The 15,035-nt window shown below is 71.7% G+C and carries 14 protein-coding genes; 10 read left to right on the top strand and 4 right to left on the bottom strand.

Going from position 1 to position 15,035, the window contains the following annotated elements; all coding sequences use genetic code 11:
* Window positions 1–16 precede the first annotated feature (16 nt).
* The 3 genes from ACZ462_RS00475 to ACZ462_RS00485 form a co-directional block, all read right to left on the bottom strand.
* A complete protein-coding gene (locus tag ACZ462_RS00475; RefSeq protein ID WP_030027687.1) occupies window positions 17–499 on the bottom strand; it encodes a succinate dehydrogenase hydrophobic membrane anchor subunit in 483 nt (160 codons plus the stop codon).
* A 5-nt stretch (window positions 500–504) separates the two neighbouring features.
* Entirely contained in the window at window positions 505–885 is a 381-nt protein-coding gene (gene sdhC / locus ACZ462_RS00480; RefSeq protein ID WP_467808029.1) for a succinate dehydrogenase, cytochrome b556 subunit, read from the bottom strand.
* 152 nt (window positions 886–1,037) lie between these two features.
* The gene (locus ACZ462_RS00485; RefSeq protein ID WP_467808028.1) at window positions 1,038–1,640 is read right to left on the bottom strand and encodes a 2-oxo-4-hydroxy-4-carboxy-5-ureidoimidazoline decarboxylase; all 603 of its coding nucleotides are present in this window, start codon (window positions 1,638–1,640) and stop codon (window positions 1,038–1,040) included.
* A gap of 370 nt (window positions 1,641–2,010) precedes the next feature.
* On the opposite strand from ACZ462_RS00485, the gene ACZ462_RS00490 reads away from it, so the two are divergent.
* A complete protein-coding gene (locus ACZ462_RS00490) occupies window positions 2,011–2,754 on the top strand; it encodes an RNA polymerase sigma factor (RefSeq protein WP_467808071.1) in 744 nt (247 codons plus the stop codon).
* A complete protein-coding gene (locus ACZ462_RS00495; RefSeq protein ID WP_467808027.1) occupies window positions 2,754–3,803 on the top strand; it encodes a hypothetical protein in 1,050 nt (349 codons plus the stop codon). The genes ACZ462_RS00490 and ACZ462_RS00495 overlap by 1 nt, the downstream gene beginning before the upstream one ends.
* Window positions 3,804–4,188: 385 nt before the next feature.
* Here the strand turns inward: ACZ462_RS00495 and ACZ462_RS00500 are convergent, their stop codons facing one another.
* Entirely contained in the window at window positions 4,189–5,067 is an 879-nt protein-coding gene (locus tag ACZ462_RS00500) for a L,D-transpeptidase family protein (protein ID WP_467808026.1), read from the bottom strand.
* Window positions 5,068–5,248: 181 nt separating this feature from the next.
* Here ACZ462_RS00500 and ACZ462_RS00505 point away from each other — a divergent pair, with 181 nt between their 5' ends.
* The 8 genes from ACZ462_RS00505 to ACZ462_RS00540 all read left to right on the top strand — a co-directional run bounded on the left by ACZ462_RS00505 (window position 5,249) and on the right by ACZ462_RS00540 (window position 14,946).
* Entirely contained in the window at window positions 5,249–6,829 is a 1,581-nt protein-coding gene (locus ACZ462_RS00505; RefSeq protein ID WP_467808025.1) for an acyl-CoA mutase large subunit family protein, read from the top strand.
* Window positions 6,830–6,873: 44 nt separating this feature from the next.
* Window positions 6,874–7,536, top strand: coding sequence for a leucine efflux protein LeuE (gene leuE, locus ACZ462_RS00510; protein ID WP_467808024.1), 663 nt, complete (start codon window positions 6,874–6,876; stop codon window positions 7,534–7,536).
* A gap of 303 nt (window positions 7,537–7,839) precedes the next feature.
* Window positions 7,840–9,084, top strand: coding sequence for an amidohydrolase (locus ACZ462_RS00515; protein WP_467808070.1), 1,245 nt, complete (start codon window positions 7,840–7,842; stop codon window positions 9,082–9,084).
* Between the two features lie 219 nt (window positions 9,085–9,303).
* Window positions 9,304–10,359: a BMP family lipoprotein gene (locus ACZ462_RS00520; protein ID WP_467808023.1), complete on the top strand. Its 1,056-nt coding sequence runs from the start codon at window positions 9,304–9,306 to the stop codon at window positions 10,357–10,359.
* 96 nt (window positions 10,360–10,455) lie between these two features.
* Window positions 10,456–12,177 carry an ABC transporter ATP-binding protein gene (locus tag ACZ462_RS00525; RefSeq protein WP_467808022.1) on the top strand — a complete coding sequence of 574 codons (1,722 nt, stop codon included), beginning with the start codon at window positions 10,456–10,458 and terminating at the stop codon, window positions 12,175–12,177.
* Window positions 12,174–13,289: an ABC transporter permease gene (locus tag ACZ462_RS00530; protein WP_467808021.1), complete on the top strand. Its 1,116-nt coding sequence runs from the start codon at window positions 12,174–12,176 to the stop codon at window positions 13,287–13,289. The genes ACZ462_RS00525 and ACZ462_RS00530 overlap by 4 nt, the downstream gene beginning before the upstream one ends.
* The gene (locus tag ACZ462_RS00535; RefSeq protein ID WP_467808020.1) at window positions 13,286–14,551 is read left to right on the top strand and encodes an ABC transporter permease; all 1,266 of its coding nucleotides are present in this window, start codon (window positions 13,286–13,288) and stop codon (window positions 14,549–14,551) included. The genes ACZ462_RS00530 and ACZ462_RS00535 overlap by 4 nt, the downstream gene beginning before the upstream one ends.
* On the top strand, window positions 14,548–14,946 hold the full coding sequence (locus ACZ462_RS00540; protein WP_114053848.1) for a cytidine deaminase: 399 nt from the start codon (window positions 14,548–14,550) through the stop codon (window positions 14,944–14,946). The genes ACZ462_RS00535 and ACZ462_RS00540 overlap by 4 nt, the downstream gene beginning before the upstream one ends.
* Window positions 14,947–15,035: the final 89 nt, after the last annotated feature.

Raw genomic sequence — 15,035 nt, forward strand, 5'->3', positions numbered from 1 at the left:
GCCTCAGCCCCGTTGCCTAGCGGATGTTCGGGTCGAAGGTGAAGATCACCAGCGTGCCCAGGAGGATGGTGAACACCGTGGCGGTGTACAGCAGGCCCTTCAGCCACAGGCGCGTGTTCGCGCGCTCCGCGTAGTCGTTGATCACGGTACGCAGGCCGTTGGCGCCGTGCAGCATGGCCAGCCACAGCATCAGCAGGTCCCAGACCTGCCAGAACGGGGACGCCCAGCGGCCCGCCACGAAGGCGAAGCCGATCTTGGACACGCCGCCGTCCAGCACCAGCTGGATCAGGAGGTGGCCGATGACCAGGACGACGAGGACGATGCCCGAGAGGCGCATGAAGAGCCACGCGGCCATCTCGAAGTTGCCGCGCGTCGAGCGCGGCGTCTTGCCGGTGCGCTTGCGCGGGGCCTCGATGTACGGAGCCGGGTTGTCGACGTCGTAGAGGCTCACGCCCTCCACGTCGCCGATGGCCTTGGCGGAAGAAGTGTCAGAGGACATGCGCGTCACTTCCCGAACAGTTCAGCGGCTGCGTGGCCGAGCACGGGGTACAGGGCCCCGACCATCAGCACGAACCAGATGCCCACGACCCACCAGAGCATCGCCTTCTGGTGGCGGGGTCCCTTGGACCAGAAGTCCACAGCGATGACACGGAGACCGTTGAGCGCGTGGAACAGGATGGCGGCGACGAGGCCGTACTCCAGCAGCGCGACGATCGGGGTCTTGTAAGTCGCCACGACGTCGTCGTACGCCTCGGGGGAGACGCGGACGAGAGCGGTGTCGAGGACGTGTACGAACAGGAAGAAGAAGATGAGGACGCCGGTGACTCGGTGAGCCACCCAGGACCACATTCCTTCCCGGCCGCGGTACAGCGTTCCAGCCGGCACGGAAAACCCTCCGGAAGCGGGGCGGGGGCCAGCCGGCTTCGTTGTCGGTCGGGCCCGGCCGGGTACGGTCCACCGGCCCCGGACATCGTAGCGACGCTTTGTCGGTTCCTTCGCGCGGGGTCCGCCGGTGTGATCAAACAGGCACGGACGGCCTATCCTGCACGGGCGAATCGCCCCGTTTCGGCGCCGGATACCCTCTCCTGGGACGCGAGCCGGTCCGTCAGGTCGGCGAGCCGGGCCAGGGCCAGCCGGCGCAGCTCCTCGGCGGAGATCGCCCGCTCCTCCTCCACCTCCAGGCCCATCCGGCGGCGGATCGCCGCCATCAGGTGCCCGGGCCGCTCCTCCGGCGGATGCCCGTCGAGGCAGACCACGAAGGAGTGCCCGAACGTGCGCTCGTACTCCGCCCGGGCGGCGTCCAGCGCCAGCAGGGCGGCGTACGGCGCGCCGTCGGCCAGCTCCACCGGCGGCTCCTCGGCCAGCGCCTCGACCAGTTCGGAATCGGACAGGTCGTACGACGCCTCGTCGGCGGCGGCGCGCAGGGCGCCCGCATCCGGGTACGGTCGGTGCGCGGCCACCCGCTGCGCCCAGCGCGGGCTGCCGCAGCACCGGAGCAGCACGGCTTCGGCGAGTTCGGCGGGCAGGGCGTTGAACCGCGCCAGGCCGCGGTCGTCGAACGGGACGGAGCTGCCGCGGGCCTGCGCCGGAAGATGGCTCGACAGCGGGGCTCCTCGGGGCGCGGTGCGGGTGTGGGGCAACGCTAGCGACGCCGGACGCGGCCCGCTGTACCGATTCGGGGTTTTCACCCGGAAGTGAGCCGAAAGGATGAGCGGGATGGGCTGCACGCACACCGGGCTGCCGGACGGCGGGGAGAGGGGCGCGGAAGCGCGCCGGAGAAGGTGGAAGACGACCGAGGCCGCCACCCCCCACAGGAGAGGCCCCGGTCGCCGTCCGTACGGGCTCGTGCGACAAGCCCGTATCCCTCTCAGCGCCGCGCGTGCGTTTTCTGTCACACCCCGCTTCGCGCACGCTTGATTGCAGGCCGTACAACTCGTGGACGAAGGTACTTGAAAGCCGTAACGTGCTGATTTGCGCCACACGTACAGGACAGTGAACGGGTTGGGGACTTTGCTGGGGGACGACGCGGAGCTGACCGCCGCCGTGCTCGCGGCACAGGACGGCGACGAGGACGCGTTCCGTGCTGTGTACCGCGCCGTGCACCCGCGCCTGCTGGGGTACGTCCGCACCCTCGTCGGCGATTCCGACGCGGAGGACGTGGCCTCGGAGGCGTGGCTGCAGATCGCCCGTGACCTCGGGACCTTCACCGGCGACGCCGACCGCTTCCGCGGCTGGGCGGCCCGGGTGGCCCGCAACCGGGCGCTGGACCACATCCGCATGCGCGGCCGCCGGCCCGCCGTCGGCGGCGACGAGACGGAGCTGACGGGCCGGGCCGCCGACAGCGACACCGCCGCCCTGGCGATGGAGGCGCTGTCCACGGGCCGCACGATGGAGCTGATCGCGCGGCTCCCGCAGGACCAGGCCGAGGCCGTGGTGCTGCGCGTCGTGGTCGGCCTGGACGCCAAGAGCGCCGCCGAGACCCTCGGGAAGCGGCCCGGTGCCGTGCGCACCGCCGCCCACCGCGGGCTGAAGAAGCTGGCCGAGCTGCTCGGCTCGGAGGGCGGCCCCTGGCCGGACGCCGAGCCCGGCTCCGGGGCGGGCGCGCCCGTCGGCCATAATGCCGGTGGCCAGGGCCCGGACGCCGCGGGCGACCGGGACCTCGACGCGGTTCCCGCGCAGCGCGGGCGGGGCGGCGGTCTCGTAGAGCAAACCGGTGTGACGCATTCACGTTGGCGGACGCAGAAGGACATGTGATGGCCGACGAGCGCAACAGGTGGCTGGACCGGGCCGCCTCGGAACGATTGCTGCGCGGCGCACCTGCCTCTGCCGGCGCGGATCCGCGCGACCGGGAGGCCGAGGCGCGCCTGCGGGCCGCCCTCGACATGCTGGTGCAGCCGCCGGCGTCCCCCGGACCGGAACTCCCGGGCGAGGCCGCCGCGGTGGCCGCCTTCCGCGCCGCGCGCGGCGCTGCGGGCGTGTCCGGTGCGGCGGGGCCGTCCGCGGCGGCCGGTGCGGCCGTACCCCTGGTGGAACTCGGCAGGAAGCCCTCCGCGGGCATCCCGGCGCAGGCGCGGGCCTCCGCCGGGGGCCGGCGCGGCAGCCGCCCGGCGCGGTTCGCGCTGGCCGCGGCGCTGGCCGGGGTCGCCGTCGGCGGGCTGGCCGCGGCCGCGGGCGCCGGACTGCTCGACCGGATCACCCACGACACCGCGGCCCCCGCGCCGGCCGTGTCGCTGAGCGCCGACGACGGCCCCGCGCCCGCGGGCGGGACCGCACGCCCCTCCTCCCCGCCGCAGCTCCTGCCGTCGCCGTTCCGCGGCGACGACCTCGCACCGCCCCCGGCCACCCCGGGCGGGGAGGCGGCCGCGGGCCAGGGCCGCGGCGGAGGCGGCGAGCCGGGCTTCGGCGCGGGCGGCACCGGCACGCCAACGGACACGGCGTCCGGCGGCGGCACCCGCGGCACCGGCAAGGAGACCCAGGGCGGCGCCACCGAGCTGCTCGAACGGGAGCGGGAGATCCACCGCAAGGCGGTCGACCTGTGCCAGGCGTACCGGTCGGGCCAGATGAACGCCGACCGCCGCGACCGGCTCTCCCGGCTGGCGCAGGGCATCGCGAGGATCCCGCTCTACTGCGAGTCGCTGCTCGACGGCCCCCGCGAGTCCGGCAGCGGCGGCGGCTCCACCGCCCCGCGCGCCAGCGCCGACCCGGGCACCGTCCCGAAGGCGCCCCGGCTCGGCCAGGCGCCCGCGGACCGGCCGGCCCTGCCTGCCCCGACCGCGTCCCCCGAGGTCCCCACCGCCCGCTGACCCCTTCCGTACCCCCGGCGGGGTGCGTTCGGAGGGAAACGCGAGGTGGGCGCGGAGCCGCTGTAACACTTTTCGAAGCTGCGGCGCAGTACATAACGAGCCGACTGGTCATCGGCCGCGCAAGAGCCGGGGTTCCCCCCGTACCCCTGGGCTCTGCGCACCCGGCGCGGGCGGGGTTCGTTCCCCCGGCCCTGCCCGCGCCCCCCTTCTCCTTCCCCTCCCCGCGGTACGACGCCTCCGCGCACGCGCGCCCCGCCACCGCATCTCCCCGGCCCCAGCCGCCCGCCTGGCCCCGGACAGCGGAAAGCCCGGGCGCCGGCAGGGCCGGGCACCCGGGCTCGTCAGCGGGGCCCCCTGGGCGGGGGCTCCGGAGCCGACCGTCCGGTCACCAGTAGACGACGACCTTGTCGCCGACCTTCACCTGGTCGAACAGTGCGGCGATCTTGCCCTTGTCGCGGACGTTCACGCAGCCGTGCGAGGCGCCGTTGTAGCCGCGCGCCGCGAAGTCCGCCGAGTAGTGCACCGCCTGGCCGCCGCTGAAGAACATCGCGTACGGCATCGGCGTGTGGTAGATCGTCGACGTCCAGTCCTTGGCCTTCCAGCCCACGCTGAACTCGCCCTCGCGGGTCGGCGTGTTCTCGGAGCCGAAGCGGACGTCCATCGTCGAGATGATCTTGCCGTCGATCATCCAGGCGAGGGTCCGGCTCTCCTTGCTGATGCACATCACGCGGCCCTGCATGCAGCGCGGGTCCGGCGCGTCCGCCTCGTTGACCTCCGGCGGGCGCAGCTCGTCGGCGGTGGGCTTCTTGCTCATCGCCTGGATCTTCTTCCAGGTGGCCGCGTCGACGGCGCCCGTGGCGGGCAGGCCGTTCTTGGCCTGGAAGGACTTGACGGCGGAGGTCGTCTTGGAGCCGTAGAAGCCGGTCGGCTTCACGGACAGGAGCTTGAGCTGCTTCAGGCGGGCCTGGAGCTCGCGCACCTGCTCGCTGTCGTCGCCGTTCGCCATGATCGCCTTGACCGTCGGGGACGGCGAGGCCGAGGCCGACGGGGACGCCGACTGCGACGCGGACGGCGAGGGCGACGGCGAGGCGGCCTTGCCGTCGTCCGACGGCGACGACGCGGGCGACGGCTCCGTCGCGGACGTCGAGGGCACCGCCGACGCGGCGCCGGCCGGCGCCGACTCCGACGGTCCGCACGCCGTCGCGGCGAGCGCGACGGCGGTGGCCGCGCCGAGCGCGCGGACTATGGCTTTCTGGCGGTGCATGGCTGTCCCCCCGGGATCTCTGCTTCGTGTACCTAGGTGATGCCTGGCGGGCGTGGAGAGTTGCACACGCGGACGGGATGTTGCGCCATTGTGACCAGCGGCCGTCAGGGGACGGCGGCAGCCGTCGCGGGGAAGGTTGTATCAGCCCCGGGTCCCTTTGCTCTACGGAGGGTTTGGTCACATGGCGCGCACCGAGAGCGGAAACCCCATCGAACCGGTTTACGGGCCGCGGGACCTGACGGGATGGGACCCGGCGGTCAAACTGGGCGAACCGGGAGCGTATCCGTACACAAGGGGGATTTACCCGACGATGTACACCGGCAAGCCGTGGACCGTGCGGCAGTACGCCGGCTTCGGGACGGCCGCCGAGTCCAACGCCCGCTACCGCCGGCTCATCGACGCCGGCGGCACCGGCCTGTCCGTCGCGTTCGACCTGCCCACCCAGATGGGCCACGACTCCGACGCCCCGCTCGCCCACGGCGAGGTCGGCAAGGTCGGCGTGGCCGTCGACTCCCTCGACGACATGCGGACCCTCCTCGCCGGGATCCCCCTCGACCGCGTCTCCACCTCGATGACCATCAACGCGCCCGCGGCGCTGCTGCTGCTCCTGTACCAGCTCGTCGCCGAGGAGCAGGGCATCGCCGGCGACCGGCTCACCGGCACCGTCCAGAACGACGTCCTCAAGGAGTACATCGCCCGCGGCACCTACATCTTCCCGCCCGGCCCCTCCCTGCGGCTGACGGCGGACACCTTCCGGTACTGCCGCGCCGAGATCCCCCGCTGGAACACCATCTCCATCTCCGGCTACCACATGGCCGAGGCCGGGGCCTCGCCCGCCCAGGAGATCGCCTTCACCCTGGCCGACGGCATCGCCTACGTGCGGACCGCGCTGGCCGCCGGGATGCGCGTCGACGAGTTCGCCCCCCGGCTGTCGTTCTTCTTCGTCGCCCGTACCACGCTCCTGGAGGAGGTCGCCAAGTTCCGCGCCGTCCGGCGGATCTGGGCGCGCGTCATGCGCGAGGAGTTCGGAGCCCGCGACCCGAAGTCCCAGATGCTGCGCTTCCACACCCAGACCGCCGGCGTCCAGCTGACGGCGCAGCAGCCCGAGCTGAACCTGGTCAGGGTGGCAGTCCAGGCCCTCGCGGCGGTCCTCGGCGGGACGCAGTCGCTGCACACCAACTCCTTCGACGAGGCGATCGCTCTGCCCACCGAGAAGGCGGCCCGGCTGGCCCTGCGCACCCAGCAGGTCCTCGCGCACGAGACCGACGTCCCGCACACCGCGGACCCGTTCGCCGGGTCCTACGCGGTGGAGCGCATGACGGACGAGGTGGAGGAGGCCGCCCTCGCCCTGATGCGGCGCGTCGAGGACCTCGGCGGTGCGGTGGCCGCGATCGAGGCCGGCTTCCAGAAGGCGGAGATCGAGCGGAACGCCTACCGCATCGCCCGGGAGACCGACACCGGCGAGCGGGTCGTCGTGGGCGTCAACCGCTTCGCCCTCGACGAGGAGGAGCCGTACGAGCCGCTGCGCGTGGACCCCGCCATCGAGGAGCGGCAGCGGGAGGCCCTCGCCCGGCTGCGCGCGGAGCGCGACGGCGCGGCCGTGGAGGCGGCGCTCGGTGCGCTGCGCCGGGCCGCCGAGGGCACGGACAACGTCCTGTACCCGATGAAGGAGGCGCTGCGCGCCCGCGCGACGGTGGGGGAGGTGTGCACGGCCCTGCGCGGGGTCTGGGGGGCGTACGAGCCGACCGGTTCCACATGGTGAAACACCCGGCACGACAGCAGCAAACCTATGGAACACTCCTGCGCATGCTGGGCGTCACCGACCTGCCGACCTATCTGGCCGGCCTCCTCCTCATCATCCTGCTGCCGGGGCCGAACTCCCTCTACGTGCTCTCCGTCGCCGCACGGCGCGGCGTGCGCACCGGGTACAAGGCCGCCGCCGGCGTCTTCACCGGCGATGCCGTGCTCATGACGCTGGCGGCCGCCGGCGCCGGGGCGCTGCTCCAGACCAGCCCCCTGCTCTTCGGCGTCGTCAAGCTGCTCGGCGCCGGCTACCTGACCTGGCTCGCCGTCGGGATGCTCCGCGGGGCCTGGTCGCTGTGGCGGTCGCGGGCCGAGCGGGACGAGCCCGGCGCGGCCGAGCTGCAGCCGGCCGGGGACGCCGCCGCCGAGCGGGAGCGGCCGTACCGGCGGGCCGTCCTGATCAGCCTGTTCAACCCGAAGGCGATCCTCTTCCTGGTCTCCTTCTTCGTGCAGTTCGTCGACCCGGGCTACGCCTACCCGGCGCTGTCCTTCCTGCTCCTGGGCGCCCTGCTCCAGCTGGGCAGCTTCCTCTACCTGACGCTGCTGATATTCGGCGGCACCCGCCTGTCGGCCGCCTTCCGCCGCCGACGGCGGCTGACCGCCGGAGCGACCTCCGCCGCGGGCGTCCTCTTCCTCGGCTTCGCCGCCAAACTGGCGACGGGTTAGGGCCCGGCCCTGATCCGCCGGACAGGCCCTAGGGCCTGTCGCCCCGGGGCGCGCGTCGACCCCGACGCGCCGTGCGCTCGGCCGAGGCGCCGTCAGCTTCCCGTCCACACCCGTCCACACGCCCCCGTACGCACCGGCGGTCCGGGCGGCCACCGGGGCCGGATGAGCGCGCGAGTTTACCCCTGGGTGCAACCGGTCATGCGTCCAGAGGTCTGGTTTTTTTCCCCTGACGGCATGAACTTTTGCACTTCTCCATCCGGTTGGACCATTCGTGCGCCTACCCTTCAACGGGTGAACCAGTTGATGTCCCGCGAGTCCCAGACCGTCCTGCCCGGTGTGCCCTCCCAGCCCGAGCTGCCGGGGAAGCTGCCGGACCACCTGCGTGCCGAACTGATCGCCTTCCGCCGGGACTTGCACATGCACCCCGAGCTAGGACACCAGGAGTTCCGCACCACGGCGGCCATCAAGGCCCGACTGGAGGAAGCCGGCCTGCGCCCACGCGTACTGGAGTCGGGGACCGGCCTGGTCTGCGACGTGGGCACCTGGGACGGCGGCCGGCCCATGCTGGCCCTGCGTGCGGACATCGACGCCCTTCCGATCCCCGACGCCAAGACCCACGTCCCCTACCGCTCGACGGTCCCCGACCGGGCCCACGCCTGCGGCCACGACGTCCACACGGCGGTCGTCCTCGGCGCCGGGCTGGTCCTCGCCGAGCTCGACCGGCAGGGCCTGCTGCCCCGGCCGGTGCGGCTGCTGTTCCAGCCGGCCGAGGAGGTGCTGCCGGGCGGGGCGACCGACGCCATCGCCGCCGGTGTGCTCGACGGAGTCGGCAAGATCATCGCGGTGCACTGCGACCCCCGCGTCGACGCCGGGAAGATCGGCCTGCGGACCGGCGCGATCACCTCGGCCTGCGACCGGCTGGAGGTCACCCTGGAGGGCCCCGGCGGCCACACCGCCCGCCCCCACCTGACCACCGACCTGGTCACCGCCGCGGCGCGGGTCGCCGTCGACCTGCCGGCGGTGGTGGGCCGCCGCATGGACGCCCGCTCCGGCATGTCGATCACCTGGGGGAGGATCGAGACCGGGCACGCCTGCAACGTCATCCCCATGCGCGCGGAGCTGTCCGGGACGATCCGCTGCCTCGACATCAACGCCTGGCACGAGGCCCCCGACCAGATCCACGCCGCGATCGACGAGATCGCCTCGCTGCACCGCGCCAAGTCGGAGATCACCTACGTGCGCGGCGTCCCGCCGGTCGTGAACGACCCGGCCGTCACCGAGCTGCTGCGCGAGTCCATGACCGCCCGCTGCGGGGCGGCGTCCGTCGAGGGCACCGAGCAGAGCCTCGGCGGCGAGGACTTCTCCTGGTACCTGGAGCACGTCCCCGGCGCGATGGCCCGCCTCGGCGTCCACCCGCCGGGCGGATCCGTCAAGAAGGACCTGCACCGCGGCGACTTCGACGTCGACGAGGACGCGATCGCCGTCGGAGTCGAGTTCTTCACGGCCGCGGCCCTGCTCGACGGGCGCCGCGCAAGCGCGGTCGGCTAGAAATCTTTACCTCATCTGAGCGGCGCCCGGCACACCTGTCCAGCCCTTGATACACAAGGGCTGGACGCCCCGGCAGTCACCAACCGGTCACTGTCCGGTTCGCGACGATCCGATAACGACTCCTGAACGGGCTCTTAACTGACATCTACGCGCGTTACGATCGCCGCGAAACCAGCGCCGGTCATGGCGCTTTCGGTCAGGTTTTGAAGGAGCCTCCCCTTGCGCCGGATCACCAGGATCGCCACCGTGGGCATCGCGTCCGCGGCGCTGGCCCTCTCGGCCACCGCCTGTGGCGGAAAGAAGTCGTCCGACTCCGCCTCCTCCACGGAGACGGGTCAGAAGTCCGCAGCCATCGCCTACGACATCGGCGGCCGCGGCGACCAGTCCTTCAACGACGCCGCCTACGCGGGTCTGGAGAAGGCCGAGAAGGACCTGCAGATCAAGGGCGCGGAAGCCGAGCCCACCGAGGGCGAGAGCGAGGCCGACAAGGTCCAGCGCCTCACCGAGCTCGCGCGCAAGGGCCACAACCCGGTCATCGGTGTCGGCTTCGCCTACGGCGCCGCGATCGAGAAGGTCGCCCCGAAGTTCCCGAAGACCACCTTCGGCCTCATCGACGACGCGTCGAAGACCGGCCCGAACATCGCCAACCTGGTCTTCAACGAGGAGCAGGGCTCCTACCTGGCCGGCGTCGCCGCCGCCAAGGCGTCGAAGTCCGGCACGGTCGGCTTCATCGGCGGCGTCGAGGTCCCGCTGATCAAGAAGTTCGAGGCGGGCTTCACCCAGGGCGTCAAGGACACCAACCCCAACGCCAAGGTGCTGTCGACCTACCTGAGCCAGCCGCCGGACTTCTCCGGCTTCGCCAAGCCCGACCTGGGCAAGGCCGCCGCCAAGGGCCAGCTCGACAACGGCGCCGACGTGATCTACGCCGCCGCCGGCCTCGCCGGCTCGGGTGCGATCGAGGCCGCCGCCACCGCCGGCAAGTGGGCCATCGGCGTCGACTCCGACCAGTACAACCAGGCCGGCCTGGCCAAGTACAAGGACAAGATCCTGACCTCGGTCACCAAGGACGTGTCCGGCTCCGTGTACAACCTGATCAAGTCCGTCCAGGACGGTTCGCCGCAGTCCGGCGAGGTCCGCTACGGCCTGGACAAGAACGGCGTCGGCCTGGCCGACTCCAACCCGGAGTACAAGAACATGGCCGAGCTCCAGGCCGCGGTGGAGAAGGCCAAGGCCGACATCATCGCCAAGAAGATCAACGTCAAGACCGCGCCGTAAGGGCTACCCTGACGTGAGGTAAACGGTCTCCGGGGTCCGGGTGGCGGTCTCACCGCTCCCGGGCCCCGAGCCGCGTTCCGTGATCCTTGTGGCCGCATGGCCGCAAGTTTTCACTTCCGACAGTGCTACGCGCGTAGAGGCATCGTGGACGCGATACCTTCTCCCCCCGCCCTGTCCCCCCGCCACACCGGCTTCCAGCTCCTTCCGCGCCAAGGAGAGTGCGTCATCAACGCGTCCAGCCCCCCCGCCGTAGAACTGCACGGCATCACGAAGCGTTTCCCCGGCGTCGTCGCCAACAAGGACATCGCCATCACCGTCCGCAAGGGCACGGTCCACGCCCTCATCGGTGAGAACGGTGCCGGCAAGTCGACCCTGATGAAGATCCTCTACGGCATGCAGAAGCCGGACGAGGGCACCATCGCCGTCGACGGGGAGCAGGTCTCCTTCAACAACCCGGGCGACGCCATCGCCCGCGGCATCGGCATGGTGCACCAGCACTTCATGCTCGCCGACAACCTCACCGTCCTGGAGAACGTGGTCCTCGGCGGCGAGAAGCTGTACGGCATCGGCGCCAAGGCCCGCAAGAAGATCCTGGAGATCTCGGACGCGTACGGCCTCGGTGTCCGCCCCGACGCCCTCGTCGAGGACCTCGGCGTCGCCGACCGCCAGCGCGTGGAGATCCTCAAGGTCCTCTACCGCGGCGCCCGCACCCTCATCCTCGACGAGCCCACCGCGGTGCTCGTGCCGCAGGAGGTGGACGCGCTCTTCGACAACCTGCGCGAGCTCAAGGCCGAGGGCCTGACCGTCATCTTCATCTCGCACAAGCTGGGCGAGGTGCTGAAGGTCGCCGACGACATCACCGTCATCCGCCGCGGCACCACCGTCGGCACCGCCGACCCGAAGACCGCCACCACCAAGCAGCTCGCCGAGCTGATGGTCGGCAGCGAGCTGCCGTCGCCGGAGACCCGCGAGTCGACGGTCACCGACGTCCCCATGCTGAAGGTCTCCAACCTGCGGCTGGCCGCCACCGACCCCGACGGCGTCGTGCGCGAGGTCCTCGCCGGGATCGACTTCACCATCCACAAGGGCGAGGTCCTGGGCATCGCCGGCGTCGAGGGCAACGGCCAGACGGAGCTGATCGAGGCCCTCATGGGCATGGCCCTCCCGGACGGCGGCACCATCACCCTCGACGGCGCGGACATCTCCGCCACCCCGACGCGCAAGCGGCGCGAGGGCGGCATCGGCTACATCCCCGAGGACCGCCACCGCCACGGCCTGCTGCTGGAGTCCCCGCTGTGGGAGAACCGCATCCTCGGCCACGTCACCGAGCAGCCCAACTCCAAGCGCGGCATCCTCGACCCGAAGGCCGCCCGCAAGGACACCGAGCGGATCGTGCGCGAGTACGACGTGCGCACCCCCGGCATCGACGTGACCGCGGCCTCGCTCTCCGGCGGCAACCAGCAGAAGCTGATCGTCGGCCGCGAGATGAGCCACAACCCGAAGTTCCTGATCGCCGCCCACCCGACCCGCGGTGTGGACGTCGGCGCGCAGGCGCAGATCTGGGACGCCATCCGCGAGGCCCGCCGCGAGGGCCTGGCCGTGCTCCTGATCTCCGCCGACCTGGACGAGCTGATCGGCCTGTCCGACACCCTGCGCGTCATCTACCGCGGCCGCCTGGTCGCGGACGCCGACCCGGCGACGATCACGCCCGAGGAGCTCGGCACCGCCATGACGGGTGCCGCCCGCGGCCACCTGGAAGCCACCGACAACCCTTCCGCCGCTGCCGACGGTGACACGACGGAGGACGAGGCCCGATGAAGAAAATCGACAAGGACCGGCTGCTGCTCGCGGCCGCCGGCCCGGCGCTCGCTCTGGTCAGCGCCTTCGCACTGACGATGATCGTGCTGGCGGCGTCGGGCGTGAACCCGATCGAGCCGCTTCAGATCATGGTGGAGCAGGCCGGGTACGAGGACGTCCAGGTCCTGATCCTCAACCAGGCGGGCATCTACTACCTGGCGGCCCTGGCCGTGGCCATCGGCTTCCGGATGAACCTGTTCAACATCGGCGTCGACGGCCAGTACCGCCTCGCCGCGATGGTCTCGGCCGTCGTCGGCGCCGCGGTCGCGCTGCCCGGTCCGCTGCACATCCTGATGATCGTGGCCGTGGCCATGTTCACCGGCGCCTTCTGGGCGGGCATCGCGGGCCTCCTGAAGGCCAAGCGCGGCGTCAGCGAGGTCGTCTCGACGATCATGCTGAACGCGATCGCCACGTCCCTGATCGCCTGGCTGGTCCTGCCGAAGAACCTGGGCGTCCAGGTCGAGGGGTCCAACGACCTCACCACCGGCAAGATCGCCGAGTCCGGCTGGTTCCCGCCGCTGACCATCGGCGACGGCCTGGAGATCTACGGCTTCACCTTCGTCGCCTTCGCCCTGGGCATCGTCTACTGGTTCGTCCTCAACCGGACCCGCTTCGGCTTCGACCTGCGCGCCACCGGCGCCAGCGAGTCCGCCGCGCAGGCCTCCGGCGTCGACGCCAAGAAGATGATCATGACCTCGATGCTCATCTCCGGCGCGGTCGCCGGCCTCACCGGCATGCCGCTCCTGCTCGGCGAGTCGCACACGTACAACCTGTCGTTCCCCCTCGGCATCGGCTTCACGGGCATCACCATCGCCCTGCTCGGCCGCAACCACCCGGTGGGCATCTTCTTCTCCGCCCTCCTGATCGCCTTCATCGACAAGGCGTCCGCCGGTCTCGACACCGCCGGCTACGCCAGGGAGATCGGCACGATCATGCAGGGCCTGATCGTGATCGCGGTCGTCGTCAGCTACGAGCTCGTGCGCCGCTACGGCATCCGCCGCCAGCAGCAGAAGGTCGGCGAGGAACTCGCCGCCGGGCACGCCATCAAGACCGACAAGGAGGTCGCGGCGTGAGCACCAGCACCGTTTCCGCGACGAGCGCCGCGCCCAAGAAGGGCGGCGGACGCCGCAAGCTCACCCTCCCCTGGATCCTGCTGATCATCGCGGGCGGCCTCGCCCTGATCTCGCTGGTCCGGGTCATCTCCGGCGCCGACGACCTGACGTCCGTCGGCCAGATCTCCGGCGCCCTCCAGCTCGCCGTGCCGATCGCCCTCGCGGGCCTCGGCGGCCTGTGGGCCGAGCGCGCGGGCGTGGTCAACATCGGCCTCGAAGGCATGATGGTCCTCGGCACCTGGTTCGGCGCCTGGGCCGGCTACCAGTGGGGTCCCTGGACCGGCGTCGTCATGGGCCTCGTCGGCGGCGCCCTCGGCGGCCTGCTGCACGCGATCATCACCGTGACGTTCAACGTCAACCACATCGTCTCCGGTGTGGCGGTCAACATCCTGGCGATCGGGTTCACCCAGTACCTGTCGAACTTCACCTTCGGCGAGGCTCCCGGCGGCTCCTCCAAGCAGTCCCCGCGCATCGAGCCCATCACGGAGATCACCATCCCAGGGCTCTCCGACTGGCTGGCCACCCTCCAGGCCAAGCACTGGTTCTTCGTCTCCGACGTCGCCGGCGTCCTCGGCGGCCTGGTCACCGACCTCTCGCTGCTGACCGTCGTCGCGGTGCTCCTCATCCCCGCCACCTGGTGGGTGCTGTGGCGCACGGCCTTCGGCCTGCGGCTGCGCTCCTGCGGCGAGAACCCGGTCGCCGCCGAGTCCCTCGGCGTCAACGTCTACAAGTACAAGTACATCGCCGTGATCGTCTCGGGTGCGATGGCCGGCCTCGGCGGCGCGTTCCTCGCGATCGTCTCCACCGGCATCTACCAGGAGGGCCAGACCGGCGGCCGCGGCTACATCGGCCTCGCCGCGATGATCTTCGGCAACTGGATGCCGGGCGGCATGTCCCTCGGCGCGGGCCTCTTCGGCTTCACCTACAGCCTCAGGCTGCGCGGCGGCGCCGAGAACGTCCACGCGATGCTGCTGCTGCTCGCGATCCTGCTCGTCGCCGTCGTCGTCTGGCAGCTGTACAAGAAGAAGCACGTCCAGGCGGCCATCTCCGCGGCCTGCGCGGCGGGCCTGTTCGTCTGGTACACCCTGACGGACGCCGTCCCGAGCCAGTTCGTCGACGCGGCCCCGTACGTGACGACGCTGCTGGTCCTGGCGCTCTCGGCACAGCGCCTGAGGATGCCGAAGGCGGACGGCATGCCGTACCGCAAGGGCCAGGGCAAGTGACGACGGCGACCCACGCCGACTGGGAGGCCCTGCGGGCGGCCGCCCGGGACGCCATGTCCCGGGCCTACGCCCCCTACTCGGGCTTCCCGGTCGGCGCCGCCGCCCTCACGGACGACGGCCGCACCGTGACCGGCTGCAACGTGGAGAACGCCAGCTACGGGCTCGGCCTGTGCGCCGAGTGCGGCCTGGTCTCCGCGCTGCAGGCCACGGGCGGGGGCCGCCTGACGCACTTCACCTGCGCCGACGGCAACGGCGACGTGCTCGTCCCGTGCGGCCGGTGCCGCCAGCTGCTGTTCGAGTTCGGCGGCCCCGAGCTGCTGGTGGACACCCCGAAGGGGATCCTCCCGCTCGCGGAGATGCTGCCCCAGGCCTTCGGGCCCGACCACCTGAGATAACCGTGCCGACGGCCCTTCGCCCTGCGGGGCGGAGGGCCGTCGCAGTCCCGCGGACCACCCACACCCCTCTATGCGCGTAGAAGGAAGCA

The organism is Streptomyces sp. NPDC031121 (assembly GCF_055570615.1).